Below are 26,502 nucleotides of genomic sequence, written 5' to 3' on the forward strand. Positions count from 1 at the left end.
AAGAGGCCAGTGCAAACAAAAGAGATTTCTAGGGTTGTTCCCCGGAGAACCGCAATGACCGACACCCCGCTGTCCAAAGCCGAATTCGAAGCCGCCCTGCGCGCCAAAGGCGCCTACTACCACATCCATCACCCGTATCACGTGGCGATGTACCAGGGCCGCGCCACCCGCGAACAGATTCAGGGCTGGGTCGCCAACCGCTTCTACTATCAGGTGAACATCCCCCTGAAGGACGCAGCGATCCTCGCCAATTGCCCGGATCGCGAAATCCGCCGCGAGTGGATTCAGCGCCTGCTCGACCACGACGGCGCCCCCGGTGAAGACGGTGGTATCGAAGCGTGGTTGCGCTTGGGCCAAGCCGTCGGCCTCGATCCGGATCAATTGCGTTCTCAGGAACTGGTATTGCCCGGCGTGCGCTTCGCCGTCGACGCCTACGTCAACTTCGCCCGCCGCGCCAGTTGGCAGGAAGCTGCCAGCAGTTCACTGACCGAACTGTTCGCGCCGCAGATCCACCAGTCACGCCTCGACAGTTGGCCGCAACATTACCCGTGGATCGATCCCGCCGGTTACGAATATTTCCGCACCCGCCTCGGCCAAGCGCGCCGGGATGTCGAGCATGGCCTGGCGATCACCCTTGAGCACTACAAGACTCGCGAAGGTCAGGAGCGCATGCTGGAAATTCTCCAGTTCAAACTGGACATTCTTTGGAGCATGCTCGATGCCATGAGCATGGCTTACGAACTGAACCGCCCGCCCTATCACAGCGTGACCGAGCAACGGGTCTGGCATAAAGGAATCACCTTATGAGTTTCGACCGCAGCAAGATCCCGACCTGGCGCCCCGGCTACCGTTTCCAGTACGAGCCGGCGCAAAAGGGCCACGTGCTGCTGTACCCCGAAGGCATGATCAAACTCAACGACAGCGCTGCGCTGATCGGCGGTCTGATCGACGGTGAGCGCGATGTTGCAGCGATCATCGGCGAACTCGACAAGCAGTTCCCCGGCGTGCCCGAACTCGGTGACGACATCGAGCAATTCATGGAGGTTGCCCGTGCGCAGCACTGGATCGAACTTGCCTGATTCATCGGTGCAAGTACCGCCCAAGCCAGAGATCGGCCTGCCGCTGTGGCTGCTCGCCGAGCTGACCTACCGCTGTCCGCTGCAATGCCCGTACTGCTCCAATCCGCTGGATTTCGCCGAGCAGGGCAAAGAGTTGAGCACCGAGCAGTGGATCAAGGTGTTCCGCGAGGCGCGGGAAATGGGCGCGGCGCAGTTGGGTTTTTCCGGTGGCGAACCGCTGGTGCGCCAGGATCTCGCCGAGCTGATCGGCGAGGCACGCAAGCTTGGGTTCTACACCAACCTGATCACCTCGGGCATTGGGCTCACCGAGCAGAAAATCAGCGACTTCAAGAAGGCTGGCCTCGATCACATCCAGATCAGTTTTCAGGCCAGCGACGAGCAGGTGAACAACCTGCTCGCCGGCTCGAAAAAAGCTTTCGCGCAGAAGCTGGAAATGGCCCGTGCGGTGAAAGCCCACGGCTACCCGATGGTGCTGAACTTCGTCACTCATCGGCACAACATCGACAAAATCGACCGCATCATCGAGCTGTGCATCGCGCTCGAAGCGGACTTCGTCGAACTCGCCACCTGCCAGTTCTACGGCTGGGCACAGCTCAATCGTGTCGGTCTGCTGCCGACCCAGGAACAACTGGTGCGCGCTGAACGGATCACCAACGAATACCGCGCCAAGCTGGAAGCCGAAGGGCATCCGTGCAAGCTGATTTTCGTCACCCCGGACTACTACGAAGAACGCCCGAAAGCCTGCATGAACGGCTGGGGCAGCATCTTTCTGACCGTCACTCCGGACGGCACTGCCCTGCCCTGTCATGGCGCGCGACAACTGCCGGTACAATTTCCCAACGTGCGCGACCACAGCATGCAGCACATCTGGTACGACTCGTTCGGCTTCAACCGCTTTCGCGGGTACGACTGGATGCCCGAGCCGTGCCGCTCCTGCGATGAGAAGGAAAAGGACTTCGGCGGCTGTCGCTGCCAAGCGTTCATGCTCACGGGTGACGCGAGCAATGCCGACCCGGTGTGCAGCAAATCCGAACATCACGGTGTGATCCTCAAGGCCCGTGAAGAAGCCGAGCACGCCACTCAAACCATCGAACAATTGGCCTTTCGCAATGAACGAAACTCACGCCTCATCGCTAAAAGCTGAGCCTTTTAGCGCCGCTCAAGCCGTCGCCGCCGGGATGGATTTCGCCGAACTGCAACTGGGTAGCAACGGTTTGTTCTGGAATGAATATCGACCGGAGGATGCGACGTGCCGGATCTGGCATTGGCGCGATGGCGTGGCGAGATGTCTGACACCCGAAGGCTTCAGCGTGCGCAGCCGCGTGTACGAATATGGTGGTGGGGCGTTTTGTCTGACGCCCGACGGGGTGGTTTTCGTCGGAGAGGCGGATCAGCAGTTGTATCGACAGGCGCTGGATGGTCAGCCTGAAGCGCTGACGTCGGGTGAGTGTCGCTACGGCGATCTGCATGTTGCCCAGGGTCGGGTCTTGGCAGTGGAGGAACACCACGATCAGCATCGTTTGGTCGCGATTGATCTGGCTGACGGCACACGTCATCTGCTGGCCGAGGGCGCGGACTTTTATGCCGCGCCGATCATCAGCCCGGATGGCCAGCGTTTGGCGTGGATCGAGTGGAGCCGGCCGCATCAGCCGTGGACTTCGACTCGGTTGATGGTGGCTGGGCGCTCGGCTGACGGGGGCTTTTCCGCGCCACGTTGCCTGGCGGGTGACGGGGTTGAGGAGTCGATCCAGCAACCGCGATTCAATACCGAAAACCGCTTGTTTTGTCTGACTGATCGCGGCGGATTCTGGCAGCCGTGGGGCGAAACAGACGATGGTCTGCAAGCGTTGCCAAGCGCCGAAGCCGATCATGCGCCTGCGCCGTGGCAACTGGGTGGCTGCAGTTGGTTACCCGTTGGCGATGGCTATCTGGCCAGTTGGAGTGAAGGCGGTTTCGGCCGCCTCGCGCTGAACGGCGAAGACTTCACCGGCGACTACAGCCGCTTCCGTCATCTCGCGCTGGATCAGCCATTCATCTATTGCATCGCGGCCTCACCGATCAGCCCTTCGGCAGTGATCGCCATTGATCGCGCATCCCACGAAGTAAAAGTGCTGGCTGGTGGTGTTGCACCGTTGCCCGCCGAACGCATCAGCCGTCCACAAACCCTGCGTTACCCCAGCGGTTCGGGGGAGGCTCACGGGTTCTTTTATCCGGCCATGAGCGGTGAAGTGAAACCGCCGCTGGTGGTGTTCATCCATGGCGGCCCAACCTCGGCCTGCTACCCGATGCTTGACCCGCGCATCCAGTATTGGACGCAACGCGGCTTCGCCGTCGCTGACCTCAACTATCGCGGCAGCAGCGGTTATGGCCGCGAATATCGGCAGGCGTTGCATCTGAGCTGGGGCGATGTGGATGTCGAAGATGCCTGCGCAGTGGTGGGGTATCTCGCCGCACAAGGGCTGATCGACGCTGAACGTGCGTTCATCCGTGGCGGCAGCGCGGGCGGCTACACCACGCTTTGTGCCTTGGCGTTTCATCAGGTGTTTCGTGCCGGCGCCAGCCTTTATGGGGTCAGCGATCCGGTGGCTTTGGCTAGAGCGACGCACAAGTTCGAGGGTGATTATCTGGATTGGCTGATCGGCGATCCCGAGCAAGACGCCGAACGCTACGCCGCCCGCACGCCGTTGCTGCATGCGAGCAATATCCGCGTACCGGTGATTTTCTTTCAGGGCGAACTGGACGCCGTCGTGGTGCCGCAACAGACCCGCGACATGGCCGAGGCGCTGGAGCGCAACGGCATTGCGGTCGAGGCGCATTACTACGCCGATGAGCACCATGGCTTCCGCCGCGCAGTCAATCAGGCGCATGCGTTGGAGCAGGAGTGGAAGTTTTATCGGCGGGTGATGGGGTTGGCGGACTGAGATCCACACCCACTTTCATCCATCGAGTCGCCCCATTGGCGAGCAAGCCCGCTCCCACAGGGGATTTGTGAACAACACAGATCCCGTGTGGGAGCGGGCTTGCTCGCGAAGACTATTCACCTGACGCCGCAGAACTCAACGCTTGGCAATGATGTACACCGCATGCACGATCCCGGGAATATAGCCGCACAACGTCAGCAGAATGTTCAACCAGAACGCCCCGCCAAACCCGACCTGCAGAAACACACCCAGCGGCGGTAACAGAATAGCGATGATGATGCGAATAAAGTCCATGGGGCAGCTCCTGAGTGGGGGGCTGGCTCATTTGAGCCATACAAACTAATCGACCTTTACCGTTCGTCAGGGTTCACTGCGTCTGCCTGCTGTTTGCCAGTACCGCGTACAAAAAAACGCCCCACGCCAAAAGAATCAGGCGTAGGGCGTGCGTTATACCGCGAGACGGTTCTTGAATTCGGGTAGGACAGTTCGGATCAGACGGCAATCCCTTTGCGGCATTGCAACTGTGCGGTACGCACGCGGGAGAAGGCTCGGGCCAGGCGCAGGAGCATTTCGTCGATGTTGGCTTTACTGACGGTGAGCGCCGGGGTGAAGCGCACGCAGTCGGGTTGCGCAGCGGTGAGCAGCAGGCCTTCGTGCAGCGCGGCCTGGATCACCGCTTCGGCTGAATCGTCCGACAGGGTGAGGCCCCAGAACAGCCCTTGGCCACGCAACTCGCCGTGGCCGTAGCGACGGGCCAAACGCACAAGACCTTCGCGCAGATGCTGGCCATTGTCTTTGACCTGTTCGAGAAAGGCCCGGTCCTGCACGCTGTCGAGTACCGCCAGACCGGCCGCTGTCATCAGCGCATTACCGTGATGCGTGCCGCCCAGTTCGCCGGGTTCGAAACAGCAGGCTTGGCCTCGCGCCAGCAGCGCCGCCAATGGCACGCCACCGCCCAGACCTTTGCCCAGTACGACGATATCGGCACGAACGCCGTAGGATTGTTCGGCAAGCAAGGTACCGCAGCGGCCGATGCCGGTCTGCACTTCGTCGAGAATCAGCAGAATGCCCAATTCGCGGCACAGACGCTCAACGCCTTTGAGGTAATGCTCGGTGGCCGGAACCACCCCGGCATCGCTCTGGATCGGCTCCAGCATGATGGCTACGGTCTGCGCATCAACCGCCGCGTGCAGCGCCGGCAAATCGTTGAACGGCACCCGATCGAAACCTGGCAGCAACGGAGCGAAGCGGTTGGGCAGGTTGCCACTGTCCGACGCTGAAATCGCCGCCAGACTACGGCCATGACAGCCCTGTTTCGCGGCGATGATCCGCGAGGCGCCACCGCGATGCAGTTGGCCCCACTTGCGCGCCAGTTTGATCGCCGCCTCACAGGCTTCGCTGCCGCTGTTGAGCAGATAAGCCTGGTCGCAGGAGGTGCTGGCGCAGAGCCGTTCGGTGAGGCTGAGCATGCCGCGATTGTGCAGGTTGAAACCGGGGTTGATCAGCGCCTGGGCTTGACTGGTGATGGCTTTGACCAGCGTTGAAGGGCTGTGACCGAGACTGTTGGCGCCGTCGGCCTGGGAAAAGTCCAGATAAGCGCGGTCGTTGCTGTCCCATAGCCATGAACCTTGGCCCCGGACGAACACCTGTTGTGGTCGCTCAACGCTCGGCATCAGGCGCTCGCCTGTGTCGGGTTGGCCGGCCTCGAATGTGAGGTCATCAAGGCTTGGCGTCTGACGCCGCAAACTGAACAGATTCATTGAGTAAAACCTCGATTGAGGTTTTTTGAACTGCCTATGTAAACACTGTCGAAGCGAACGCTAGTCATCGCGCTGTCTGGCCCTGTAAGCCTCGTGAATGCGGTTAGACTAGGCTCACTGACGGCTTCGGGCCATTTCGATTTCCCAGCATTTTCGATAAGCATTACTTATGGATTTCAAACAACTGCGTTATTTCGTCGCGGTCTACGAAGAAGGCCATGTCGGCCGGGCCGCTGAGCGGCTGTCGATTTCGCAACCGGCGTTGTCGCAGCAGATCCGTCAGCTCGAGCAGAACCTCGATGTCACGCTGTTCGAGCGCAGCAGCAAACGCCTGCTGCCGACGCTGGCTGCGCACACGCTGTACAACCACGCTTTGCCCTTGCTCGATGGCTTGCAACGGGCGCGGGAGGCGCTGGGTAACTTCAAAGGTCAGGCGTTGCGCACGCTGGCGATTGGTGTACTGCAAACCGTCCACACCAGCCTGGTGCCGCAACTGCTCGAACGCGTACGCAAGGCCCAACCGCATCTCGTTGTGCAGATCTATGAGTTGACCGGGCTGGAGATCGAACGGCGGCTGCTCAATGGTTCGCTGGACATCGGCATCAGTTATCTACCGCCGCGCCAACCGGGCCTCCATGGCGTGATGCTGTACGAAGATGAACTGACGCTGGTCATCCCGGCGGATCATCCATTGCGTGAATTCAAGAAAGTCTCGATGCGCCAAGCGGCCGAATTGCCGATGTTGCTGCTGGGGGAAGAATTTCAGATTCGTCAGATCTGGCAGGCGCAGCTAACCAGCCTCGGACGGCGCCCGCAGGTACAGGCCGAGCTGAACAATATGGTGGGGATTCTCGACAGTCTGCCGCACACCAAACTGGCGACGGTGCTGCCGGGACGTTCTCAGAAGGAGTACCACGATCAGGATCTGCTGTGGAAACCGCTGAGCGAACCTCGGGTGCCGTTGAAAGTCGGGCTGGTGTGTCGCGATGTGCAACGTCAGCAGGCGTCTTTGGCGCTATTGCGGACATTGCTGGAAGAGGTGATGGCGCGTGAGGAGAGACCGCTCACAGGCGCACCGCCACTGGCCCCCTTGGCCTGAGACTTTTCTGCGGGAAAAAGAAAACCCCGCCGAAGCGGGGCTTTGCAGACTGTTTCCCTGACATCCATTTCACTCCGCCACCCTGGCAGAATCCTACGTGTCCGTGTTGTTGCTTTGCGCTTCCTGCGCGACGTCCATGAAATGTAGATTAGCCGTGGATCCAATCTACGCCTATGGGAGAACAGCAGCACGTCGTGTAAGCGAATGCTTACATGACGTTACATCATCAGAATTGCGCCGCCTCCAGCAGGAACAGCGACTCGCTGCCAGCCTTTACCGACGCGCTCAACGAGTGAATACGCGGCAGCAGACGGGCGAAGTAGAAGCGTGCAGTGCCAAGCTTGCTGGCATAGAAATCTTCCTGCGCTTCTTTGCCCAATGCGGCTTTGGCCATCAATGCCCACATGTAGGCGTAAGCGGTGTAGCCAAACGCTTGCAAATATTCGACCGACGCCGCGCCGATTTCGTTCGGGTTGTTTTTTGCCCGATCCAGCAGCCATGCGGTCAACTCGTCGAGGGTGTCGACAGCCTCGTTCAGCGGCTTGGTGAATTCGCCCAGATCAGTACTGGCGGTTGCGGTGAAATGGCGGATCTCGTCAGCGAACAGTTTGTAGAACGCACCGCCGCTACCGACGATCTTGCGTCCGACCAAATCCAGCGCCTGAATGCCGTTGGTGCCTTCGTAGATTTGGGTAATGCGTACGTCGCGCACCAGTTGCTCCTGGCCCCATTCACGAATGTAGCCATGACCGCCGAAAACCTGCTGGCCGAGGACGGTGGTTTCCAGACCCAGATCAGTCAGGAACGCCTTGGCCACCGGCGTCAGCAACGCGACCAGATCTTCCGCACGCTTGCGCGTGGTCACGTCTTCGCTGAACTTGGCGGTGTCGAGTTGCATCGCGACGTAGGTGGAGAACGCACGCCCACCTTCGTTCGAGGCTTTCATGGTCAGCAGCATGCGACGCACGTCTGGGTGGACGATGATCGGGTCAGCCACTTTGTCTTTGTTCTGCGCGCCGGTCGGCGAACGGCTCTGCAGACGGTCACGGGCGTATTCAACGGCGTTCTGATACGAGCGCTCGCCAGTCGCCAGACCTTGAATACCGACACCCAGACGTTCGTAGTTCATCATGGTGAACATCGCGGCCAAGCCTTTGTTCGGCTCGCCGACCAGATACCCAACGGCTTCGTCGAAGTTCATCACACAGGTCGCGGACGCCTGAATGCCCATCTTGTGTTCGATCGAACCGCAATTGGCCGGGTTACGCGCGCCCAGGCTGCCATCGGCATTGACCATGAACTTCGGCACCAGGAACAGCGAAATACCTTTCGGACCGGCCGGAGCGTCCGGCAGTTTGGCCAACACCAGGTGGATGATGTTTTCAGTGAGGTCGTGTTCGCCACCGGTGATGAAGATCTTGGTGCCGCTGACCTTGTAGGAACCGTCGGCCTGCGGCTCTGCCTTGGTGCGGATGATGCCCAGGTCGGTGCCGGCATGCGGCTCGGTCAGGCACATGGAACCGGCCCAGACGCCAGCGTACATGTTCGGCAGGTACGCGGCTTTCAACTCTTCGCTGGCATGGGCGTTGATCGACAGGCAAGCACCGGCGGTCAGCATCGGGTACAGACCGAAGGACAGGCTGGCGGAGTTGACCATTTCTTCGACCTGGGCCGACACGGCTTTGGGCATGCCCATGCCGCCGTATTGCGGATCACCGCCAACACCGACCCAGCCGCCTTCAGCGTAAGTCTGATAGGCCTGCGGGAAACCGGCCGGCGTGGTGACGGCACCGTCGGCCCAGTGACAGCCTTCTTCGTCAGCGGCACGGCTCAGCGGCGCAATGCTTTTACTGGTGACCTTGCCGGCCTCTTCGAGAATCGCTTCAACCGTTTCGGCATCAACGGTCTCTGCCAGTGCCGGCAACTCAGCCCAGAGTTTGGCGACTTCGAATACTTCATTGAGGACGAAGCGCATATCGCGCAGCGGCGCTTTGTAGTCAGCCATGGCAAACCTCGCAAGATCTAAACAGGTGATTCGTGGAATGGTGCTTTCGTTGAGGCTGAGTGTACCTCAACAACTTTTGCGACACATAGGGTCAACCGGTGACTGATTTGTTATTTTTAGTCACCGCAAAAAAGACCGCAGCCTTCGCCAGCGACCCAGGTAAAACGCGATTACCTGGAGAAGCCGACGAAGGCTGCGATCTTTTGTTTGCGCTTAGAGAGCAAATAGCTCTGCCGGCAGTTTCATCAAACAATCGCTACCCGCCTCGACCGCCGCACGATGCGCCGCCGTGCGCGGCAATAGGCGTTTGAAATAGAACTCGCACGTTGCCAGTTTCCCCCGAAGGTAATCCGCCTCACCCTCGCCCGCGTCCAGTTGCGCCTGCGCCACCTGCGCCATGCGCAGCCATAGATAGCCGAGGATGATGTAGCCGCTGTACATCAGATAATCCACCGAAGCGGCACCGACCTCGTCCGGGTTCTTCATCGCCGCCATGCCGACCTTCATGGTCAGGTCGCCCCACTGCTGGTTCAGCTCGTTGAGCTGAGCGACAAAACTGCCCAGTTGCGCATGCTCGGCATTCGCCGCGCAGAACTTGTGGACGATTTTAGTGAAGCCCCGCAGCAGCTTGCCCTGACTGCCAAGCACCTTGCGCCCGAGCAGATCGAGCGCCTGAATGCCGTTGGTGCCCTCGTAGATCGGCGCAATCCGGCAGTCGCGAACCAACTGCTCCATGCCCCACTCGCGAATGAACCCATGGCCGCCGAACACCTGCATGCCGTGGTTGGTGACTTCCAGCCCGGTGTCAGTCATGAACGCTTTGCAGATCGGCGTGAGGAACGCCAACAGGTCTTCGGCGTCCTGACGCGCTTGGGCATCGCCGCTCAGGTGTGCGACATCGAGCATCTGCGCGGTGAAGTAGGTCAATGCGCGATTGCCTTCGTTGAAGGCTTTCATGGTCAACAGCATGCGCCGCACATCCGGGTGAACGATGATCGGGTCGGCCGGTTTGTCAGGGGCTTTGGCGCCGGTCAGCGAGCGCATCTGCAAGCGGTCATTGGCGTATTTGATCGCACCCTGGAAACTCGCCTCGCCCAGACACAGCCCCTGCATGCCGGTACCAAGCCGTGCGTGGTTCATCATGGTGAACATGCAGTTCAGGCCCTTGTTCGGCTCGCCGATCAGGAAGCCCTTGGCGCCGTCGAAGTTCAGCACGCAGGTGGCTGAAGCCTTGATGCCCATTTTGTGTTCGATCGAACCGCAGGACACGCCGTTGCGCTCACCGGCCTCACCCGCAGCATCCGGCAAGAACTTCGGCACGATGAACAGCGAAATGCCCTTGGTTCCGGCCGGCGCATCCGGCAGTTTGGCCAATACCAGATGGATGATGTTGTCGCTCATGTCGTGCTCGCCGGCAGAGATGAAAATCTTGCTGCCGGTGACCGCGTAACTGCCGTCAGCCTGGGGCACGGCGCGGGTCTTGATGATGCCCAGATCAGTGCCGCAATGGGCTTCGGTCAGGCACATGGTGCCGGTCCATTGGCCGGCGGTGAGTTTGCTCAGGTAAGTGGTCTTCTGATCTTCGGTGCCGTGGGCGTGGATCGCCGACATTGCACCGTGGGTCAAGCCCGGGTACATGCCCCAGGAGGTGTTGCTGGAGCCGACCATTTCACTGATAACCAGCCCCAGTGAACTTGGCAGGCCCTGGCCGCCATAAGTCGGGTCCGCCGCCAGACCGTGCCAGCCGCCCTCAACATATTGTGCGAAGGCCTGCTTGAAGCCTGTAGGCGTTGTCACCACACCGTTGTCGAAATGGCAGCCCTCTTCGTCACCGCTGCGGTTGAGCGGTGCCAGAACGTTCTCACAGAACTTCGCGCCCTCTTCAAGGATCGCGTTGATCATGTCCGGGCTGGCGTCATGCGCGCCGAGGGCGGCGTAGTTGGCGTGGAAGTCGAAGACGTGGTCGATCAGAAAGCGCATGTCGCGCAGGGGAGCTTTGTACTCGGGCATGGTGGCTTCTCCGTCAGCAGATTTCTTCAACCTACTGCCGGCCACCCTGCCCCACAATCATTGTCCAGACGCTGAATGCGCCGTCATCACTCAACCGGCGGCACTGTCCATGCGCACCGCGCCACGGCGGTTCTGTCCGAACGCCACCACGCAGTTACGCCCCGCGCCCTTGGCGCTGTAGAGCGCCTCGTCCGCGGACTTGAGCACTTGTTCGGGGTTGCGCTGCTCGACGCGTTCAGCGACGCCAATACTGACCGTGACCGAGACACTGGACGCACCGGAGCCGGCGCGACGCTGACGACCTTGCTGATCGTCCTGCGGGCGGTTTTCCTGATTGCGCAGTTGAATGTTGTAAGAGGCTATCGACTCGCGGATGACTTCCAGGTGCGGCATGCATTCCTCAAGGGTTTTGCCTGCAAACACCAGGGCGAATTCCTCACCACCGTAGCGATAGGCCCTACCGCCACCGCTGATTTTGGAGAGTTTACTGGCGACCAGTCGCAGCACCTGATCGCCGACGTCGTGGCCGTGGGTGTCGTTGAATTTCTTGAAGTGGTCGACGTCGCTCATCGCCAGCACGTAATTACGGCCAAGGCGTTGCATGCGCTCGTTGAGCGCGCGCCGGCCCGGCAGCCCGGTCAGTTCATCGCGAAAGGCCATTTGATAAGCCTCGTGCGCCACCGCCGCCGCAATCATCAACATCACCTGACTGCACATGATGTTCAGGGTGAATGGCAGGATGAAGGTTTTCGGCAGCATCCAGAACACCCCGAGCAACCCGACCAGTTGCGCCGCGTGCAGCGGACGCGGGTTGCGCCAGTACTGCCAGGCCAGCAACACAAAAGCCGAGATGAACACCGGATACGACAACTGGATCAGGCTCATCCACGCGCCGTGCAGCGCCGGCCAGCGGATTTCCGAAAGCCACATCAGCAGCGCTTGTGGGTAACTTTGCTCAAGCCCCAGCGCCACGCTGCCGAAGGCCAATAACACGGCAAACCGCGCGACCATGTCCTGAAACAGATGCGTACGCTCTTGCCATGCAGCGAACACACCGAACAATAACGGCAGCAGCAGGCAGACCAGATGGAACACCACGGCAGCGTCTTCGCGCACTTTGCCGTTGTCGCGGTAATAATCGGTCTGGGTGTCGAGCAAAAAGTAGGCGATGTACACCGTGAGCATCAGAAACAGTTCGCGCTGACGTCGGTAAACCGCGCAGTAAGCACCGCCCAGCAGCAGCACCAGAGTTGGCAACACGTTGAACAGGGACGTGAAGAACACGTTGAGGTCTTTGACGTACGCAGCCGCCAACCCCGCGAGCAACAACAGCAGTGAAGGTAGGAAATGGCTGAGACGTACAGCGGAAGAACGCGGCAAAGGGTAGAACTCCGACCCGGCAAAAGATGGCATTGTGCCTGCATTTTGAGCAGTTAAGCACATGCGGTGTGACGCGCGTCACATCGAAGCCTCTTTAACGGCAGGAAATCGGCTTTTCTTAGCGTTTTAGTGGGGAATTTTCATCGCTTAAACAATTTTTCATCAGGCATGAAAAAGCCGCTGCCCCGAAAGGAGCAGCGGCTGTGCAGACCGCGTTAAGGCTTAGTAGCCCAGCGCGAAGTCTTCTTCTTTCATGTCCATCAGGTTGTTGGCGCCCGAGAGCATGGTGGCCACGTGGGTACGGGTACGTGGCAGGATGCGCTGGAAGTAGAAGCGCGCGGTTTGCAGCTTGGCGGTGTAGAACGCTGCGTCGCCAGTGCCTTCTGCCAGCTTCTGGGCTGCCAGACGCGCCATGTCAGCCCAGAAGTAGGCCAGGCAGGCGTAACCGGAGTACATCAAGTAGTCCACGGAAGCCGCGCCCACTTCTTCGCGATCTTTCATGGCGGCCATACCGACCTTCATGGTCAGTTCGCCCCACTCTTTGTTCAGTGCAGCCAGCGGTTCGACGAATTCCTTAACGGCTTCGTTGCCTTCGTTGGTCTGGCAGAACTTGTGGACGATCTTGGTGAAGCTTTTCAGGGCTTCGCCTTGGGTCATCAGCACTTTGCGGCCCAGCAGGTCGAGTGCCTGGATGCCGGTGGTGCCTTCGTACAGCATCGAAATGCGGCTGTCGCGAACGTTCTGCTCCATGCCCCACTCGGCGATGAAGCCGTGGCCACCGTAGATCTGCACACCGTGGTTGGCAGATTCAAAACCGACTTCGGTCATGAACGCTTTGGCGATCGGCGTCATGAACGCCAGCAGTGCATCGGCTTTCTTCTTCTCTTCTTCGTCCACGCCGTATTTGACGATGTCGACCTGTTTGGCGGTGAAGTACACCATCGCACGGTTGCCTTCGGCGAATGCCTTCATGGTCAACAGCATGCGGCGTACATCCGGGTGCACGATGATCGGGTCAGCAGCTTTTTCCGGCGCTTTCGGGCCAGTCAGGGAACGCATTTGCAGACGATCGCGAGCGTATTTCAGGCCGCCCTGGAAACCGATTTCGGCGTGGGCCAGACCTTGCAGCGCGGTACCCAGACGTGCGGTGTTCATAAAGGTGAACATGCAGTTCAGGCCTTTGTTCGCCGGGCCGATCAGGAAACCGGTCGCGCCGTCGAAGTTCATCACGCAGGTCGCGTTACCGTGGATGCCCATCTTGTGTTCCAGCGAACCGCAGTTCACTGCGTTGCGCGCACCGAGGGTGCCGTCAGCGTTCGGCATGAACTTTGGAACGATGAACAGGGAAATGCCTTTGGTGCCGGCCGGTGCGTCCGGCAGACGGGCCAGTACGATGTGGACGATGTTGTCGGCCATGTCGTGTTCACCGGCCGAGATGAAGATCTTGGTACCGGAAACTTTGTAGGAGCCGTCGGCCTGAGGTTCGGCCTTGGTGCGCAACATGCCCAGGTCGGTGCCGCAGTGCGGTTCGGTCAGGCACATGGTGCCGGTCCACTCGCCGGAAACCAGTTTGGTCAGGTAAGCCTCTTGCTGCTCAGGGGTGCCGTGCTCGGAGATGGTGTTCATCGCGCCGTGCGACAGGCCCGGGTACATGCCCCATGACCAGTTGGCTTCGCCCACCATTTCGCTGACAGCCAGACCCAGCGACTCAGGCAGGCCTTGACCACCATGCTCAACGTCGTGCGCCAGGCTAGGCCAGCCGCCTTCGACGAATTGTTTGTAAGCTTCTTTGAAGCCAGTCGGAGTTTTCACACCGGACTCGCTCCAGGTGCAACCTTCGGTGTCGCCAACGCGGTTCAGCGGCGCCAGTACCTGCTCACAAAACTTGGCGCCTTCTTCGAGAATGGCGTCAACCATGTCTGGAGTTGCGTCTGCGCAAGCCGGAAGGCTCTGATAGTGCGCTTCGTAGCCGAGCAGTTCGTCACGAACGAAGCGAATATCACGCAAGGGGGCCTTGTAGTCAGGCATAGCGATAAACCTCTGCTGATGTAACCGGGAATGAACGACCGTGTTGATTTGTTGTGACGGTCAAACAGTTGTTTGAAACATACGTTTACGCCGAAATCTTGTCAAGCATCGATCTTTTGCCGTTCGTCAGCGCTTCTTTCAAACGCCGGACACAGCAAACCGCCATGCGCTCGAACGAGCCACGGGCGATAAAAAAAGATTAGTTGAGGGAGAAGGACTTACAACGAAAAACGCCGCGAACAGGCGCGGCGTCGGCCATACGTGAATGGCGAAAAATCAGGCAAAGGTGTCGATGATCGTACCGAGCATTTCATCGGAGGCCTTGGCGACTTTTGCCCCCAGTTCCACTTGAAACTTGCCTTGGGCCATCTCGACCATGTCGCTGCCCAGATCCATTTGCTGGCTGCGATCCACGCCACGCAGACGATCGACCTGCGCCTCGGAAGACTGGCTGGTAACCGAGCGCTCAATGGTGTTGTTGGCGATCTGGCTAGCGGCCTGATCGACGCGGTTCTGCCCGGTCTGAATCGTGCTCAGACCCGCATAAAAAGCTGTGTTACCGGAGATTTCCATGGAGGTTCTCATCCTTGGGAAGGATCAATAGGCGCCATTGAAACAGAGACGTCAGAAAAACACCCGTCAAAAACACTAATGGCACAGTGCCTGTTCATAGCTAAAAGCTTAGTCAAGCAGATCCAATTGCAAATGCTCAGCTACGGCCTCAGCACTTAAAGCCTTCAACTTCGGCACGCGCCCCAGGCACGGCGCCGGAATCCGTTCAGCCAGCGTCGCCAGATTCTCCTCCAGCCGCGAAGTCTTGGGATCGATGATATTCGCCACCCACCCCGCCAGTTGCAGGCCATCCCGAGCAATCGCCTCAGCCGTCAGCAACGCATGACTGATGCACCCCAACCGCACGCCCACCACCAGAATCACCGGCAGTTTCAGTGCAATGGCCAGGTCCGACAGGTTGTCCTGATCCGCCAACGGCACCCGCCAGCCACCCGCGCCTTCGATCAGGGTGAAATCGGCATTCATCGCCAGAATATCGCGCATCGGTGCCAGCAACGATTGCACCGTCAGCGCGACACCCGCCTCGCGCGCTGCCAAATGTGGGGCAATCGCCGGTTCGAACGCCACCGGATTGACCTGTTGATAACTCAGCGGCAATGAACACTCGGCCAACAGCGCAAGCGCATCGGCGTTACGCAGCCCTTTTGGCGTCACTTCGCAACCGGAGGCGACCGGCTTGCCCGCCGCCGTGCTCAACCCTGCCGAACGTGCCGCACACAGCAACCCAGCGGCAACGGTGGTTTTGCCGACGTCGGTGTCCGTCCCGGTGATGAAATAGGCTGCGCTCATAAGGGTTTCTCCAACACGGCGTAAACCACTTGATAGGTCGCCGGCAGTCCCTGTGCCTGACGGAATTGCTCATAAGCCTCGACCAGACCAAGAATCCGCGCCCGCCCGGTCAACCCGTCCGGCCGGCCAGGATTAAGGTTGTGCGCACCCAACGCCTTCAATTCATGGGTCAGGCTGCGCACATCCGGGTAGTGCAGTACATGCGCCTGCTGCTCCAGACTTACGGCGCGCAAACCACTGGCCGCACACAACTGTTCATATCGAGCGAACTCGCGGAAGCGGTTGACGTGCACCAGGCCATCGACCTGGCGCCAGCTATCGCGCAATTCGAACAACGTCCCGACACAAAGACTAGCAAACGCGAAAACACCACCCGGTTTCAGCACGCGAAAGGCTTCACTGAGCACCGCATCAAAATTCGCACACCACTGCACCGCGAGGCTGGAGAAGATCAGGTCACAGGTCGAATCCTGCAACGGAAGCCACTCCGCATCGCCAGCGATGAAATGTTCAGCGCCGCCCAATGGACGGGCGTGATCGAGCATGCCCTCGGCGATGTCCAGCGCCAGCCCATGACTTGCGACAAAACGCTCGGCCAAGGCGCGAGTGAAGTAGCCGGTGCCACACCCCATATCCAACCAGCGCGCCGGCCAGAAATCCGCAGGTAAACGCTGCAGCAACTGTTTACCGACATCACGTTGCAACTCGGCGACACTGTCGTAACTGGCCGCCGCACGGGAGAAAGAGGCCGCAACCTGGCGCTTGTCAGGCAAGCCGCCAGGCAGCGCAACAAGAGACAAATCAGTCATCACCGCACTCATGTAAAAAAGCCTGGATCGCGCCCGCTACTCCGTGTGGGTCTTCCAGAAGAAACGCATGGCTGGCCTGTTCGATCAGACCAATTTCTATATCCGGCAACAGGGTGAACAAGTCGCCCGCTGCCTCGGCTGGCACCAACCCGTCCTGCCCGGCGAACAGATGCAACTGCGGGCCTCGAAACGCCTGCAAGGCTTCACGAGTGTCCAGTTGAGCGAGCAATTCCAGCCCGGCCATCAATGTTGCCGGTGCAGTATTCGGCGCACCGCCAAGCATCAGCCGCGACAAGCCGCGCGGGTCTTGTGCGCCTTGAGCACACAGCAGCGAGAAACGCTTGAGGGTCAGCCGTGGGTCGGCATGGCAACCGGCGAGAAATGCATCGAAGGTTTCGCCTGGCATCGCGCTCGGCCATTGTTCGTGGGCGACAAAAGCAGGGTTGCTCGCCAGCGTCAGCAAACCGCAGCAGTGTTCGCCGCGGTGCGCTGCCAGTTCGGACGCAAGCATGCCGCCCAGTGACCAGCCACCGAGCCAGACATCTTGAGGAATGCGCTCATCGAGTTCGTCGAGCCAGTCTTGCAGATCACTGGAGTCGAGTTCCGGCAACGGTTCGATTTCGACCTGCAGATGTTCGTCGAGCCCGCGCAAAGCCCCGGCCAAAGGCTCCATCGGTGAAACACCGAGGCCCCAGCCGGGCAGCAGAATCAGGCGATTACGCATGGCTTGGCTCCGACGACAGTTGGGCAAAGCAATCGGCCAATCCCTCTAACAATAGCTGCACCTGCGCCTCGCTGTGGGCGGCGGTCAGGGTCACACGCAGTCGTGCGCTACCGGCGGGCACGGTCGGAGGACGAATCGCGGTGACCATCAAACCGCGCTCGCGCAACATCTGCGATAGACGCACCGCACGACCGGCGTCGCCGATCATGATCGGCTGGATCGGCGTAAAGCTGTCCATCAACTCCAGACCGATCTGTTCAGCGCCGTGGCGGAACTGGCGGATCAGCGTCTGCAAATGCTCGCGACGCCAGTGTTCGCTACGCAGCAACTCCAGACTTTTCAAGGTTGCGCAGGCCAGCGCCGGCGGTTGACTGGTGGTGTAGATGTACGGACGGGCGAACTGGATCAGGCTTTCGATCAACGCTTCACTGCCGGCGACAAATGCGCCTGCCGTGCCGAAGGCCTTGCCGAGGGTGCCGACCAATACCGGCACATCGTCCAGGCCCAAACCGAAATGCTCGACGATCCCGCCGCCGTTGGCGCCCAACGGGCCGAAGCCATGGGCATCGTCAACCATCAGCCATGCCCCTTTGGCCTTGGCCTCACGGGCCAGCGCTGGCAAGTCGGCAAGATCGCCATCCATGCTGAACACGCCGTCGGTGACCACCAATGTATTGCCGGTGGCTTTCTCCAGACGCTTGGCCAGACTGCCGGCGTCGTTGTGCAAATAACGATTGAACCGCGCACCGGACAACAGCCCGGCGTCCAACAGAGAAGCATGATTGAGTCGGTCTTCCAGCACCGTATCACCCTGCCCGACCAGCGCCGTGACCGCGCCAAGGTTGGCCATGTAGCCCGTGGTAAACAGCAGCGCACGTGGGCGCCCGGTGAGATCGGCCAAGGCCTCTTCGAGTGCGTGATGTGGGCCGCTATGGCCGATCACCAGATGCGAGGCGCCCCCACCAACGCCCCAGCGCTGGGCACCGGCGCGCCAGGCTTCGATCACTTGCGGGTGATTGGCCAGGCCCAGGTAGTCGTTGTTGCAGAACGCCAGCAATGGCTGGCCGTCGACCACCACCTCGGGCCCTTGCGGGGATTCGAGCAGCGGGCGCTGGCGATAGAGATTTTCGGCACGGCGGGCAGCAAGGCGTGCGGCGAGATCGAAAGACATGCAGGCCTCGAGTGTCAGCACAAGTTTTCTAATGTGAGAGCGAGCTTGCTCGCGAAAGCGTCGTATCAGCCAACAACGCCTTTACTGACACACCGATTTCGCGAGCAAGCCCGCTCTCACAGGGGTTTTGCATTCCTTCAAAGGAAACGGGGCAGGCTTCAAACCGCCGCGTTATAAAACTGCTCGCTGCTCTTCTGCTCGACCAACGCCTGCTCGATGGCCGCCTGATGCACTTCATCGGCATGCTCTTCGCGGGCTTCCGGCTGAATGCCCAGGCGCGCGAACAGTTGCATGTCCTTGTCCGCTTGCGGGTTGGCGGTGGTCAGCAACTTGTCGCCGTAGAAAATCGAGTTGGCACCAGCGAAAAATGCCAGGGCCTGCATCTGCTCGTTCATCGCTTCGCGGCCGGCGGACAGGCGCACGTGGGATTGCGGCATGAGGATGCGTGCTACGGCGAGCATGCGGATGAAGTCGAACGGATCGACGTCGTCGGCATTTTCCAGCGGCGTGCCAGCGACTTTGACCAGCATGTTGATCGGCACCGACTCCGGATGCTCCGGTAGGTTGGCCAACTGGATCAGCAGATTGGCGCGGTCGTCGAGCGACTCGCCCATGCCGAGGATGCCGCCGGAACAGATCTTCATCCCCGACTCACGCACGTAAGCCAGGGTTTGCAGGCGCTCGCCGTAGGTGCGGGTGGTGATGATGCTGCCGTAGAACTCAGGCGAGGTGTCGAGGTTGTGGTTGTAGTAGTCGAGCCCAGCCTTGGCCAGCGCTTCGGTTTGATCCTGATCGAGGCGACCGAGGGTCATGCAGGTTTCCAGGCCCATGGCTTTCACACCTTCGACCATCTGCAGCACATACGGCATGTCTTTGGCCGATGGGTGTTTCCACGCCGCGCCCATGCAGAAGCGGGTCGAACCGATGGCTTTGGCGCGTGCCGCCTCTTCGAGGACCTTCTGCACTTCCATCAGTTTTTCTTTTTCAAGGCCGGTGTTGTAGTGACCAGACTGCGGACAGTACTTGCAGTCTTCCGGGCAGGCACCCGTCTTGATCGACAGCAGGGTCGAGACCTGAACACGGTTAGCGTTGAAATGGGCGCGGTGCACCGTCTGTGCCTGAAACAGCAGGTCGTTGAATGGCTGTACGAAGAGTGCTTTGACTTCGGCTAGTGACCAGTCGTGACGCAGGGTGGCAGTGGTGCTCGCGCTCATGGGTATTTCCTTGGTTATGCTTGGCTAGCGACTGGGAAAACGGAATACCCACAGGCGCTACACGGATGTTCGGCATATTTAAGGAAGAGTCATGCGCTGTCAACCACGATACGAAGGACAAGTTTACATCTGTTTAAAAAACGTACAGGCCTGTTTGCTGTGCGATGAGCCGGCAGAAGCAGAAACGCCAATGTGCATGGCCTGCGAAGCCGAATTGCCTTGGCTCATGGACCAATGCCAGACCTGCGCTTTGCCGCTGCTCGAATCAGGCCTGACTTGCGCAGACTGCCTGCTAGAGCCGCCAGCGTTCGAACAGGTGGCTGTGCCGTGGCTTTATGGCTTTCCCGTGGACAGTCTGATTACGCGTTTTAAACACAACGCAAAATGGCCGTTTGGTCACCTGCTCGCCGACGTTCTCGGGCAATACCTGCAATATCGATTCGATGAGGGTCTGCCTCGACCCGACGCGTTGTTACCGGTGCCACTCGCCAGCAAACGTCTGCGTCAACGCGGCTTCAACCAAGCGGCGATGCTGGCGCGGTGGTTGAGCCAGCAACTGGATCTGCCTTGCGACGAACATGTGCTGCGCAGGATTCAAGACACCAGCGCGCAACAGGATCTGGATGCCAAGGCGCGCAAACGCAATTTGCGCAATGCTTTTGCGCTGGTGCCGGAGGCGGATGTACACGGCCGGCATCTGGCATTGATCGATGACGTGCTGACCACCGGCGCCACGGCTCAGGCGCTCGCTCGATTGTTAATGAGCGCAGGCGCGGCAAGGGTTGATGTGTATTGTCTGGCGCGCACCCCGAAGCCCGGATCCTGATCGCACAACGGTTCCCGCAGGGTCATGAGTCGGGCTTGACTCACGCGCTGCCAGCGGCCAACTTCACCTCCCACGCCCCAGCCAAAAAGCGTCCATCCATGTCCATGCCCTCCCTGTTGTCCCAGCACATCGTCCGACGGCCGCAGCGCATTGCCCTGCTGCAACACATCGCCGAACAGGGCTCGATCACCCGTGCCGCGAAAAGTGCAGGCCTGAGTTACAAAGCGGCCTGGGACGCCATTGACGAGCTGAACAACCTGGCGCAAAAACCGTTGGTCGAGCGTGCGGTGGGCGGCAAGGGCGGCGGCGGGGCCAAACTGTCCAGCGAAGGTGAACGGGTGCTGCGTCTTTATCAAAAGCTGCAGGCCTTGCAGGCCCAGGTGTTGGAAGCGGCGGAAGATGCCAGCGACCTCGATCTGCTCGGTCGACTGATGCTGCGCACCAGCGCGCGCAACCAGTTGCACGGCAAAGTCGTGACGATCACAGGTCAGGGACGCAATGACCTGATCCGCTTGGCGTTGGCCGAAGGTCTGTGCCTCGACGCGCAGATCACTCACGACAGCACCGTGCACCTGGAACTGCAACCGGGCACTGAAGTGGTGGCGCTGATCAAGGCAGGCTGGCTCGAATTGCTGAGCATCGAGCAGCCCGCAACATCTGGTCACAATCTTCTGCGCGGCACGATTGAAGCCATCCTCGACGCCGAAGACGGCCCCAGCGAAGTGCGCATCGCCCTGCCCAACGGCCAGACGCTCTGCGCCCTGGCTGAGCCGCTGCAACTTCGCACACGCGGACTGAACGTTGAGCAGCCGGTGCACGTGCAGTTCTCGCCGTCCAACGTGCTGATCGGCACGCCGCTGTAGCGCTCGGTCTGCAACAAAAGCTTCATCGCTCCCCATTAAGGTAGCTGCCAAAACCAAGCAGGGAGCCTGATGTGAGCCTATTAGAAGAAAACCAATCCACTGACCTGGAAAAAATGGTCGGCCTCAGCCGTCGCGGCTTCATCGGCGCCGGTGCGCTGTGCGGCGCGGCTATGTTCCTCGGTGGCAGCCTGTTGAGCCGCAGCGCACTGGCCACTGGCGTCAGTGCCGGCAACAGCCGCTTGCTTGGCTTTGAAAGCATTCGCGCCGCGACCACCGACGTCATCACCCTGCCCAAAGGCTACACGTCCTCGGTACTGATCAGTTGGGGCCAGCCGCTGCACAAGAACGGCCCGGCTTTCGATCCGAGTGGCAACGGCACCGCCGCCGCGCAGGAAGTGCAGTTCGGTGACAACAACGACGGCATGAGCCTGTTTGAATTCCCGCATGACAGAAACCGCGCGTTGATGGCAATCAACAACGAATACACCAACTATCGTTACCTCTACCCGCACGGCGGCATGCCGCAATCGGCCGAAGACGTGCGCAAGGCCCTGGCCTGCGAAGGCGTGTCGGTGATTGAAGTGCAACGCAAGAACGGCCAGTGGCAATTCGTTCAGGGCTCGCGCTACAACCGCCGCATCCACGGCAACTCGCCGCTGCGCATCAGCGGCCCGGCCGCTGGTCATGACTTGCTGAAAACCAGTGCGGACAAGCACGGCAAAAAAGTCCTCGGCACCTTCCAGAACTGCGCCAACGGTAAAACGCCGTGGGGCACGTATCTGACCTGCGAAGAAAACTTCACCGACTGCTTCGGCAGCAGCAACGCCCAGCAGCAGTTCGACCCGGCGCAAAAACGCTACGGTGTCTCGGCGGCCAGCCGCGAGATCAACTGGCACCCGTTTGACCCGCGTTTCGACATGGCCAAGAACCCCAACGAACTCAACCGTCATGGCTGGGTGGTCGAGATCGACCCGTTCGATCCGCAATCGACCCCGGTCAAACGCACCGCGCTGGGCCGCTTCAAACATGAAAACGCGGCCCTGGCCGAAACCGACGACGGCCGCGCCGTGGTGTACATGGGCGATGACGAGCGTGGCGAGTTCATCTACAAATTCGTCAGCCGCGACCGCATCAACCACCGCAACGCCAAGGCCAACCGCAACATCCTCGATCACGGCACCCTGTACGTGGCGAAGTTCGATGCCGGTGACGGCAACCCGGACCATCCGAAAGGTCAGGGCCAGTGGATCGAGTTGACCCACGGCAAGAACGGCATCGACGCCAGCAGCGGTTTCGCCGATCAGGCCGAAGTGTTGATCCATGCGCGCCTCGCGGCCAGCGTGGTCGGGGCGACACGCATGGACCGCCCGGAGTGGATCGTGGTCAGCCCGAAGGACGGCCAGGTTTATTGCACCCTGACCAACAACGCCAAACGCGGCGAGGACGGGCAACCGGTGGGCGGGCCAAACCCGCGTGAGAAAAACGTCTACGGGCAGATCCTGCGCTGGCGCACCGACCGCGACGATCACGCGTCGAAGACGTTTGCCTGGGATCTGTTCGTGGTCGCCGGCAACCCGGGCGTGCACGCCGGCACGCCGAAGGCTGGCTCGTCGAATATCACTCCGCAGAACATGTTCAACAGCCCGGATGGCCTGGGTTTCGACAAGGCCGGGCGGTTGTGGATTCTGACCGACGGTGACGCCAGCAACGCCGGGGATTTTGCCGGGATGGGTAACAACCAGATGCTTTGCGCTGACCCTGCGACCGGGGAGATTCGCCGGTTCATGGTCGGGCCGATTGGTTGTGAAGTGACCGGGATCAGCTTCTCGCCGGATCAGAAAACCCTGTTTGTCGGGATTCAGCATCCCGGCGAAAACGGCGGTTCGACTTTCCCCGAGCATCTGCCGAACGGCAAACCGCGCTCTTCGGTGATGGCGATTACCCGTGAGGATGGCGCAATAGTCGGCGCCTGATAAACCGTCTTCGCGAGCAGGCTCGCCCCCACAGGGGATCGCATTCCAAATGTGCGAGCGAGCCTGCTCGCGAATAGGCCCGATCAGACACAACCACCTCCCCCGCTGCCATCTGCGTTACCATGCCGGGCCGGACGCGGCAGCCTGCTGCGCGCAGGAGTCAGCATGGCCCATCCGTTTGAAACCCTCACCCCCGACCTCGTCCTTGATGCCGTTGAAAGCATCGGTTTTTTGAGCGATGCACGCATTCTGGCGCTCAACAGCTACGAGAACCGCGTCTATCAGGTCGGCATCGAAGACGGCGAACCGCTGATCGCCAAGTTCTACCGACCGCAGCGCTGGACCAACGAAGCCATCCTCGAAGAACACAAGTTCACCTTCGAACTGGCCGACGTCGAGATCCCGGTGGTGGCGCCGCTGATCCACAACGGCGAAACCCTGCACGAACACGCCGGTTTCCGCTTCACCCTGTTCCCTCGCCGTGGTGGCCGTGCGCCGGAGCCGGGCAATCTCGATCAGCTCTATCGTCTGGGCCAGTTGCTCGGACGTATTCACGCAGTCGGCGCGACCAAACCGTTCGAACACCGCGAAGCCCTCGGCGTACAGAACTTCGGTCATGCCTCGCTGACCACGTTGCTTGAAGGCAACTTCATCCCCAAGAGCCTGTTGCCGGCCTACGAATCGGTCGCCCGTGACCTGCTTAAACGCGTTGAAGACGTCTACGCCGCCACGCCGCACCAGAACATCCGCATGCACGGCGACTGCCACCCCGGCAACATGATGTGCCGCGACGAGATGTTCCACATCGTCGACCTCGACGATTGCCGCATGGGTCCGGCGGTGCAGGACATCTGGATGATGCTCGCCGGCGATCGCCAGGAGTGTATGGGGCAGTTGTCGGAATTGATGGACGGCTACAACGAATTCCACGACTTCGACCCTCGCGAACTGGCGCTGATCGAGCCGCTGCGCGCGCTGCGCCTGATGCATTACAGCGCCTGGCTGGCGCGACGCTGGGATGACCCGGCATTCCCGCACAGTTTTCCGTGGTTCGGCACGGAGCGCTATTGGGGCGATCAGGTGTTGGCGTTGCGTGAGCAGTTGTCGGCACTCAATGAAGAACCGCTGAAACTGTTCTGATTCACCACAACCCCTGTGGGAGGGGGCTTGCTCCCAAAGACGGTCTGACATTCAACATTAATGTTGGCAGACACACCGCCTTCGTGAGCAAGCCGCCTCCCACATTTATCCAGTGTTCACAATTTTCCGACCTTCTCGCTAAGGCATTCACCGACAAACCTCCTTACAATCCCTGCTTTGTTAGCTGCCTAAGCAAGGATTCTGCATGCAAGCCGCCAACCCGCGTCGCGGGTACATTCTGGGCCTGAGTGCCTACATCATCTGGGGTCTGTTCCCGATCTACTTCAAAGCCATCGCCGAAGTCCCGGCGGTCGAGATCATCATCCATCGCGTGCTGTGGTCGGCGCTGTTCGGCGCGCTGTTGTTGATGGTGTGGAAACATCCGGGTTGGCTGCGCGAACTGCTCGATAATCCCAAGCGGCTGGCGATCCTGGCCTTGAGCGGCACGCTGATCGCCGCCAACTGGCTGACCTATGTGTGGTCGGTGAACAACGGGCGCATGCTCGAAGCGAGTCTGGGTTATTACATCAACCCACTGGTGAATGTGTTGCTGGGGATGCTGATTCTCGGCGAACGCCTGCGCCGTATGCAGTGGGTCGCGGTGGGTCTGGCGGCGGTCGGTGTGGTGCAGCAGGTGTGGCAGGTCGGCAGTCTGCCGTGGGTGTCGCTGGTGCTGGCCCTGACCTTCGGTTTCTACGGGCTGATCCGCAAGCAGGCGCCGGTCAAGGCGTTGCCGGGGCTGGTGGTGGAAACCTGGATGCTGGTGCCGATTGCCGTCGCATGGCTGCTGTTCAACCCGACCGCGACCAGCGCTCAACCCGAGTTCTGGACGACGTCCGAAGCCTGGTGGCTGGTGGCGGCCGGCCCGGTGACGTTGATTCCGTTGGTGTGCTTCAACGCCGCCACCCGGCACTTGCCCTACACCACCATCGGCTTCCTGCAATACCTGGCGCCCACCCTGGTGTTGTTGCAAGCGGTGTTGCTGTTCGGTGAGCACTTGTCGTCCAGCACCCTGGTGGCGTTTATCTTCATTTGGGCCGGTCTGGCCGTTTACAGCGTCGATGCGTGGATAAGTCTGCGCCGACGCAACTGATCAAAAAACGCACAACACTTCGCAGGCCACGGTTCTCGTGGCCTGTATCGTTCCTTCCCAAGGTTATCCACAGCGTGATCCCCGCCGTTTGTGCGCAACTCACTGAATACTGGCGATTTTTTGATCAGTAGCCGCAAAGCCACGGCGGGCGTGGCGTAGCGAGCAGTCTCTACAGGTTATCCACAGGCAGGTGCACGTTTAAACTGGATAACCCGTGCAGCGGCTAAACCTCTGTGCGTAACACCAGTTCCACCATCAAATCATCAGCCAGGGTTTCCAGGCGCGATTGCAGCACATCCAGCGACAGCGTCAGCGGCACCGCGAGAATCGCTTCGGCATGGAACAACGGCTCGCTGCTCATCGGTGCCGGCCGCACTTCGGTCACCAGACGTTCGAGGTTCACACCCTGCTCGCTCAGCAAGCGGGTGATGTCGCGCACAATCCCCGGGCGATCATTGCCCACCAGTTCCATGGCGATCGGTTTCCAGGTGCAGGATTGCTCGATACCACTTTCGGCAATCAACACGCGAATGCCATGCGCCGACAGTGCTTGTAGGGCATCGACTAATTCGTCGTAAGCCTCTGCCGGCACGCCGACCCGCAGAATCCCGGCAAATTGCCCGGCCATCCGCGACATGCGACTTTCCAGCCAGTTACCCCCATGCTCGGCGATGCATTGGGCGATGCGCTCTACCTGCCCGGGCTTGTCCGGGGCGAAAACAGTGAGTACGAGATGGTCCATGGCGCAGCCCTCTTGTCATGACTTTTGTTATAGAAGGGCAAGTATAGGCAAGGGATGAACAGTCGCCTCAGACGCTAGAGACCACAAATCGTGTACAAGTTTTTATATTTAGCTGGAACAATCCATTGGTTTTTTGAGAACATCCCGTTCCGCGCTGTGACCGCAATGCGTCATGGAGTCGCAGAACGACGTTATTAGTCTCATTTTCACAAGCGCAACGCATCATGTAGTATGCCCCGGCGCGCACTACATAACGCTGGATCGATGTCTGCCCAAGGCACGTTCGCAACCCTGAAAGCCCCG

At 60.1% G+C, this 26,502-nt stretch carries 23 protein-coding genes; 10 read left to right on the plus strand and 13 right to left on the minus strand.

Annotation, left to right across the window (positions count from 1 at the left end; all coding sequences use genetic code 11):
• The first annotated feature begins 54 nt into the window (after positions 1-54).
• The 4 genes from pqqC to K5E40_RS13105 are packed head-to-tail and all read left to right on the plus strand — an operon-like array spanning position 55 to position 4,000.
• Positions 55-807: a pyrroloquinoline-quinone synthase PqqC gene (gene pqqC, locus K5E40_RS13090; protein WP_221731117.1), complete on the plus strand. Its 753-nt coding sequence runs from the start codon at positions 55-57 to the stop codon at positions 805-807.
• Complete coding sequence (gene pqqD, locus K5E40_RS13095) at positions 804-1,079, plus strand: pyrroloquinoline quinone biosynthesis peptide chaperone PqqD (RefSeq protein WP_221731118.1); 276 nt, start codon at positions 804-806, stop codon at positions 1,077-1,079. Before pqqC ends, pqqD begins: the two co-directional genes overlap by 4 nt.
• Before the next feature lie 7 nt (positions 1,080-1,086).
• Positions 1,087-2,223: a pyrroloquinoline quinone biosynthesis protein PqqE gene (gene pqqE / locus K5E40_RS13100; protein ID WP_401134098.1), complete on the plus strand. Its 1,137-nt coding sequence runs from the start codon at positions 1,087-1,089 to the stop codon at positions 2,221-2,223.
• Entirely contained in the window at positions 2,189-4,000 is a 1,812-nt protein-coding gene (locus K5E40_RS13105; RefSeq protein ID WP_221731120.1) for a S9 family peptidase, read from the plus strand. The genes pqqE and K5E40_RS13105 overlap by 35 nt, the downstream gene beginning before the upstream one ends.
• 135 nt (positions 4,001-4,135) lie before the next feature.
• Here the strand turns inward: K5E40_RS13105 and K5E40_RS13110 are convergent, their stop codons facing one another.
• The gene (locus K5E40_RS13110) at positions 4,136-4,294 is read right to left on the minus strand and encodes a YqaE/Pmp3 family membrane protein (protein WP_003228885.1); all 159 of its coding nucleotides are present in this window, start codon (positions 4,292-4,294) and stop codon (positions 4,136-4,138) included.
• 197 nt (positions 4,295-4,491) lie between these two features.
• Positions 4,492-5,760 (minus strand): aspartate aminotransferase family protein, encoded by a 1,269-nt coding sequence (locus K5E40_RS13115; protein WP_221731121.1) that lies wholly within the window; start codon positions 5,758-5,760, stop codon positions 4,492-4,494.
• A 169-nt stretch (positions 5,761-5,929) separates the two neighbouring features.
• On the opposite strand from K5E40_RS13115, the gene K5E40_RS13120 reads away from it, so the two are divergent.
• Entirely contained in the window at positions 5,930-6,859 is a 930-nt protein-coding gene (locus tag K5E40_RS13120; RefSeq protein WP_221731122.1) for a LysR family transcriptional regulator, read from the plus strand.
• A 226-nt stretch (positions 6,860-7,085) separates the two neighbouring features.
• Here the strand turns inward: K5E40_RS13120 and K5E40_RS13125 are convergent, their stop codons facing one another.
• The 10 genes from K5E40_RS13125 to bioB all read right to left on the minus strand — a co-directional run bounded on the left by K5E40_RS13125 (position 7,086) and on the right by bioB (position 19,562).
• Entirely contained in the window at positions 7,086-8,864 is a 1,779-nt protein-coding gene (locus K5E40_RS13125) for an acyl-CoA dehydrogenase C-terminal domain-containing protein (protein WP_221731123.1), read from the minus strand.
• 213 nt (positions 8,865-9,077) lie between these two features.
• Positions 9,078-10,874 carry an acyl-CoA dehydrogenase C-terminal domain-containing protein gene (locus K5E40_RS13130; protein WP_221731124.1) on the minus strand — a complete coding sequence of 599 codons (1,797 nt, stop codon included), beginning with the start codon at positions 10,872-10,874 and terminating at the stop codon, positions 9,078-9,080.
• 90 nt (positions 10,875-10,964) lie between these two features.
• Positions 10,965-12,254 (minus strand): GGDEF domain-containing protein, encoded by a 1,290-nt coding sequence (locus K5E40_RS13135; RefSeq protein WP_221731125.1) that lies wholly within the window; start codon positions 12,252-12,254, stop codon positions 10,965-10,967.
• 222 nt (positions 12,255-12,476) lie between these two features.
• Positions 12,477-14,282 (minus strand): phenylacyl-CoA dehydrogenase, encoded by a 1,806-nt coding sequence (locus K5E40_RS13140; protein WP_221731126.1) that lies wholly within the window; start codon positions 14,280-14,282, stop codon positions 12,477-12,479.
• A 276-nt stretch (positions 14,283-14,558) separates the two neighbouring features.
• Positions 14,559-14,855 carry a pyrroloquinoline quinone biosynthesis protein PqqE gene (locus K5E40_RS13145; RefSeq protein WP_221731127.1) on the minus strand — a complete coding sequence of 99 codons (297 nt, stop codon included), beginning with the start codon at positions 14,853-14,855 and terminating at the stop codon, positions 14,559-14,561.
• Positions 14,856-14,963: 108 nt separating this feature from the next.
• Complete coding sequence (gene bioD, locus K5E40_RS13150) at positions 14,964-15,644, minus strand: dethiobiotin synthase (RefSeq protein WP_221731128.1); 681 nt, start codon at positions 15,642-15,644, stop codon at positions 14,964-14,966.
• A complete protein-coding gene (gene bioC, locus K5E40_RS13155; protein ID WP_221731129.1) occupies positions 15,641-16,453 on the minus strand; it encodes a malonyl-ACP O-methyltransferase BioC in 813 nt (270 codons plus the stop codon). Before bioC ends, bioD begins: the two co-directional genes overlap by 4 nt.
• Positions 16,446-17,177: an alpha/beta fold hydrolase gene (locus K5E40_RS13160; protein WP_221731130.1), complete on the minus strand. Its 732-nt coding sequence runs from the start codon at positions 17,175-17,177 to the stop codon at positions 16,446-16,448. The genes bioC and K5E40_RS13160 overlap by 8 nt, the downstream gene beginning before the upstream one ends.
• Positions 17,170-18,348, minus strand: coding sequence for an 8-amino-7-oxononanoate synthase (gene bioF / locus K5E40_RS13165; RefSeq protein WP_221731131.1), 1,179 nt, complete (start codon positions 18,346-18,348; stop codon positions 17,170-17,172). The genes K5E40_RS13160 and bioF overlap by 8 nt, the downstream gene beginning before the upstream one ends.
• Positions 18,349-18,506: 158 nt before the next feature.
• Positions 18,507-19,562 carry a biotin synthase BioB gene (gene bioB / locus K5E40_RS13170; protein ID WP_221731132.1) on the minus strand — a complete coding sequence of 352 codons (1,056 nt, stop codon included), beginning with the start codon at positions 19,560-19,562 and terminating at the stop codon, positions 18,507-18,509.
• Positions 19,563-19,653: 91 nt separating this feature from the next.
• Here bioB and K5E40_RS13175 point away from each other — a divergent pair, with 91 nt between their 5' ends.
• The 5 genes from K5E40_RS13175 (at position 19,654) to rarD (ending at position 25,457) form a co-directional block, all read left to right on the plus strand.
• Positions 19,654-20,388 (plus strand): ComF family protein, encoded by a 735-nt coding sequence (locus K5E40_RS13175; RefSeq protein WP_221731133.1) that lies wholly within the window; start codon positions 19,654-19,656, stop codon positions 20,386-20,388.
• Positions 20,389-20,486: 98 nt separating this feature from the next.
• The gene (locus K5E40_RS13180; protein WP_221731134.1) at positions 20,487-21,251 is read left to right on the plus strand and encodes a TOBE domain-containing protein; all 765 of its coding nucleotides are present in this window, start codon (positions 20,487-20,489) and stop codon (positions 21,249-21,251) included.
• Positions 21,252-21,322: 71 nt separating this feature from the next.
• Positions 21,323-23,224, plus strand: a complete 1,902-nt coding sequence (locus K5E40_RS13185; RefSeq protein WP_221731135.1) for a PhoX family phosphatase — start codon at positions 21,323-21,325, stop codon at positions 23,222-23,224.
• A 165-nt stretch (positions 23,225-23,389) separates the two neighbouring features.
• The gene (locus K5E40_RS13190; RefSeq protein WP_221731136.1) at positions 23,390-24,364 is read left to right on the plus strand and encodes a serine/threonine protein kinase; all 975 of its coding nucleotides are present in this window, start codon (positions 23,390-23,392) and stop codon (positions 24,362-24,364) included.
• A 205-nt stretch (positions 24,365-24,569) separates the two neighbouring features.
• On the plus strand, positions 24,570-25,457 hold the full coding sequence (gene rarD / locus K5E40_RS13195; protein ID WP_221731137.1) for an EamA family transporter RarD: 888 nt from the start codon (positions 24,570-24,572) through the stop codon (positions 25,455-25,457).
• A 223-nt stretch (positions 25,458-25,680) separates the two neighbouring features.
• Here rarD and K5E40_RS13200 read toward each other — a convergent pair whose 3' ends face one another.
• Positions 25,681-26,199, minus strand: coding sequence for a glycine cleavage system protein R (locus tag K5E40_RS13200; protein ID WP_122594780.1), 519 nt, complete (start codon positions 26,197-26,199; stop codon positions 25,681-25,683).
• Positions 26,200-26,502 lie beyond the last annotated feature (303 nt).

Source organism: Pseudomonas baetica (genome assembly GCF_019733355.1).
Taxonomy (GTDB): domain Bacteria; phylum Pseudomonadota; class Gammaproteobacteria; order Pseudomonadales; family Pseudomonadaceae; genus Aquipseudomonas; species Aquipseudomonas baetica_A.

Bases quoted from the DNA above. Each gene is read 5' to 3' on its own strand.
- K5E40_RS13105 (WP_221731120.1), top strand. From the start codon at position 2,189: ATGAACGAAACTCACGCCTCATCGCTAAAAGCTGAGCCTTTTAGCGCC.
- bioC (WP_221731129.1), bottom strand. From the start codon at position 16,453: ATGACTGATTTGTCTCTTGTTGCGCTGCCTGGCGGCTTGCCTGACAAG.
- K5E40_RS13180 (WP_221731134.1), top strand. From the start codon at position 20,487: ATGTCCATGCCCTCCCTGTTGTCCCAGCACATCGTCCGACGGCCGCAG.
- rarD (WP_221731137.1), top strand. From the start codon at position 24,570: ATGCAAGCCGCCAACCCGCGTCGCGGGTACATTCTGGGCCTGAGTGCC.
- K5E40_RS13120 (WP_221731122.1), top strand. From the start codon at position 5,930: ATGGATTTCAAACAACTGCGTTATTTCGTCGCGGTCTACGAAGAAGGC.
- K5E40_RS13200 (WP_122594780.1), bottom strand. From the start codon at position 26,199: ATGGACCATCTCGTACTCACTGTTTTCGCCCCGGACAAGCCCGGGCAG.
- bioB (WP_221731132.1), bottom strand. From the start codon at position 19,562: ATGAGCGCGAGCACCACTGCCACCCTGCGTCACGACTGGTCACTAGCC.
- K5E40_RS13140 (WP_221731126.1), bottom strand. From the start codon at position 14,282: ATGCCTGACTACAAGGCCCCCTTGCGTGATATTCGCTTCGTTCGTGAC.
- K5E40_RS13130 (WP_221731124.1), bottom strand. From the start codon at position 10,874: ATGCCCGAGTACAAAGCTCCCCTGCGCGACATGCGCTTTCTGATCGAC.
- K5E40_RS13125 (WP_221731123.1), bottom strand. From the start codon at position 8,864: ATGGCTGACTACAAAGCGCCGCTGCGCGATATGCGCTTCGTCCTCAAT.
- pqqD (WP_221731118.1), top strand. From the start codon at position 804: ATGAGTTTCGACCGCAGCAAGATCCCGACCTGGCGCCCCGGCTACCGT.
- K5E40_RS13115 (WP_221731121.1), bottom strand. From the start codon at position 5,760: ATGAATCTGTTCAGTTTGCGGCGTCAGACGCCAAGCCTTGATGACCTC.
- K5E40_RS13145 (WP_221731127.1), bottom strand. From the start codon at position 14,855: ATGGAAATCTCCGGTAACACAGCTTTTTATGCGGGTCTGAGCACGATT.
- K5E40_RS13110 (WP_003228885.1), bottom strand. From the start codon at position 4,294: ATGGACTTTATTCGCATCATCATCGCTATTCTGTTACCGCCGCTGGGT.
- bioD (WP_221731128.1), bottom strand. From the start codon at position 15,644: ATGAGCGCAGCCTATTTCATCACCGGGACGGACACCGACGTCGGCAAA.
- K5E40_RS13190 (WP_221731136.1), top strand. From the start codon at position 23,390: ATGGCCCATCCGTTTGAAACCCTCACCCCCGACCTCGTCCTTGATGCC.
- K5E40_RS13160 (WP_221731130.1), bottom strand. From the start codon at position 17,177: ATGCGTAATCGCCTGATTCTGCTGCCCGGCTGGGGCCTCGGTGTTTCA.
- bioF (WP_221731131.1), bottom strand. From the start codon at position 18,348: ATGTCTTTCGATCTCGCCGCACGCCTTGCTGCCCGCCGTGCCGAAAAT.
- pqqC (WP_221731117.1), top strand. From the start codon at position 55: ATGACCGACACCCCGCTGTCCAAAGCCGAATTCGAAGCCGCCCTGCGC.
- K5E40_RS13175 (WP_221731133.1), top strand. From the start codon at position 19,654: ATGCGCTGTCAACCACGATACGAAGGACAAGTTTACATCTGTTTAAAA.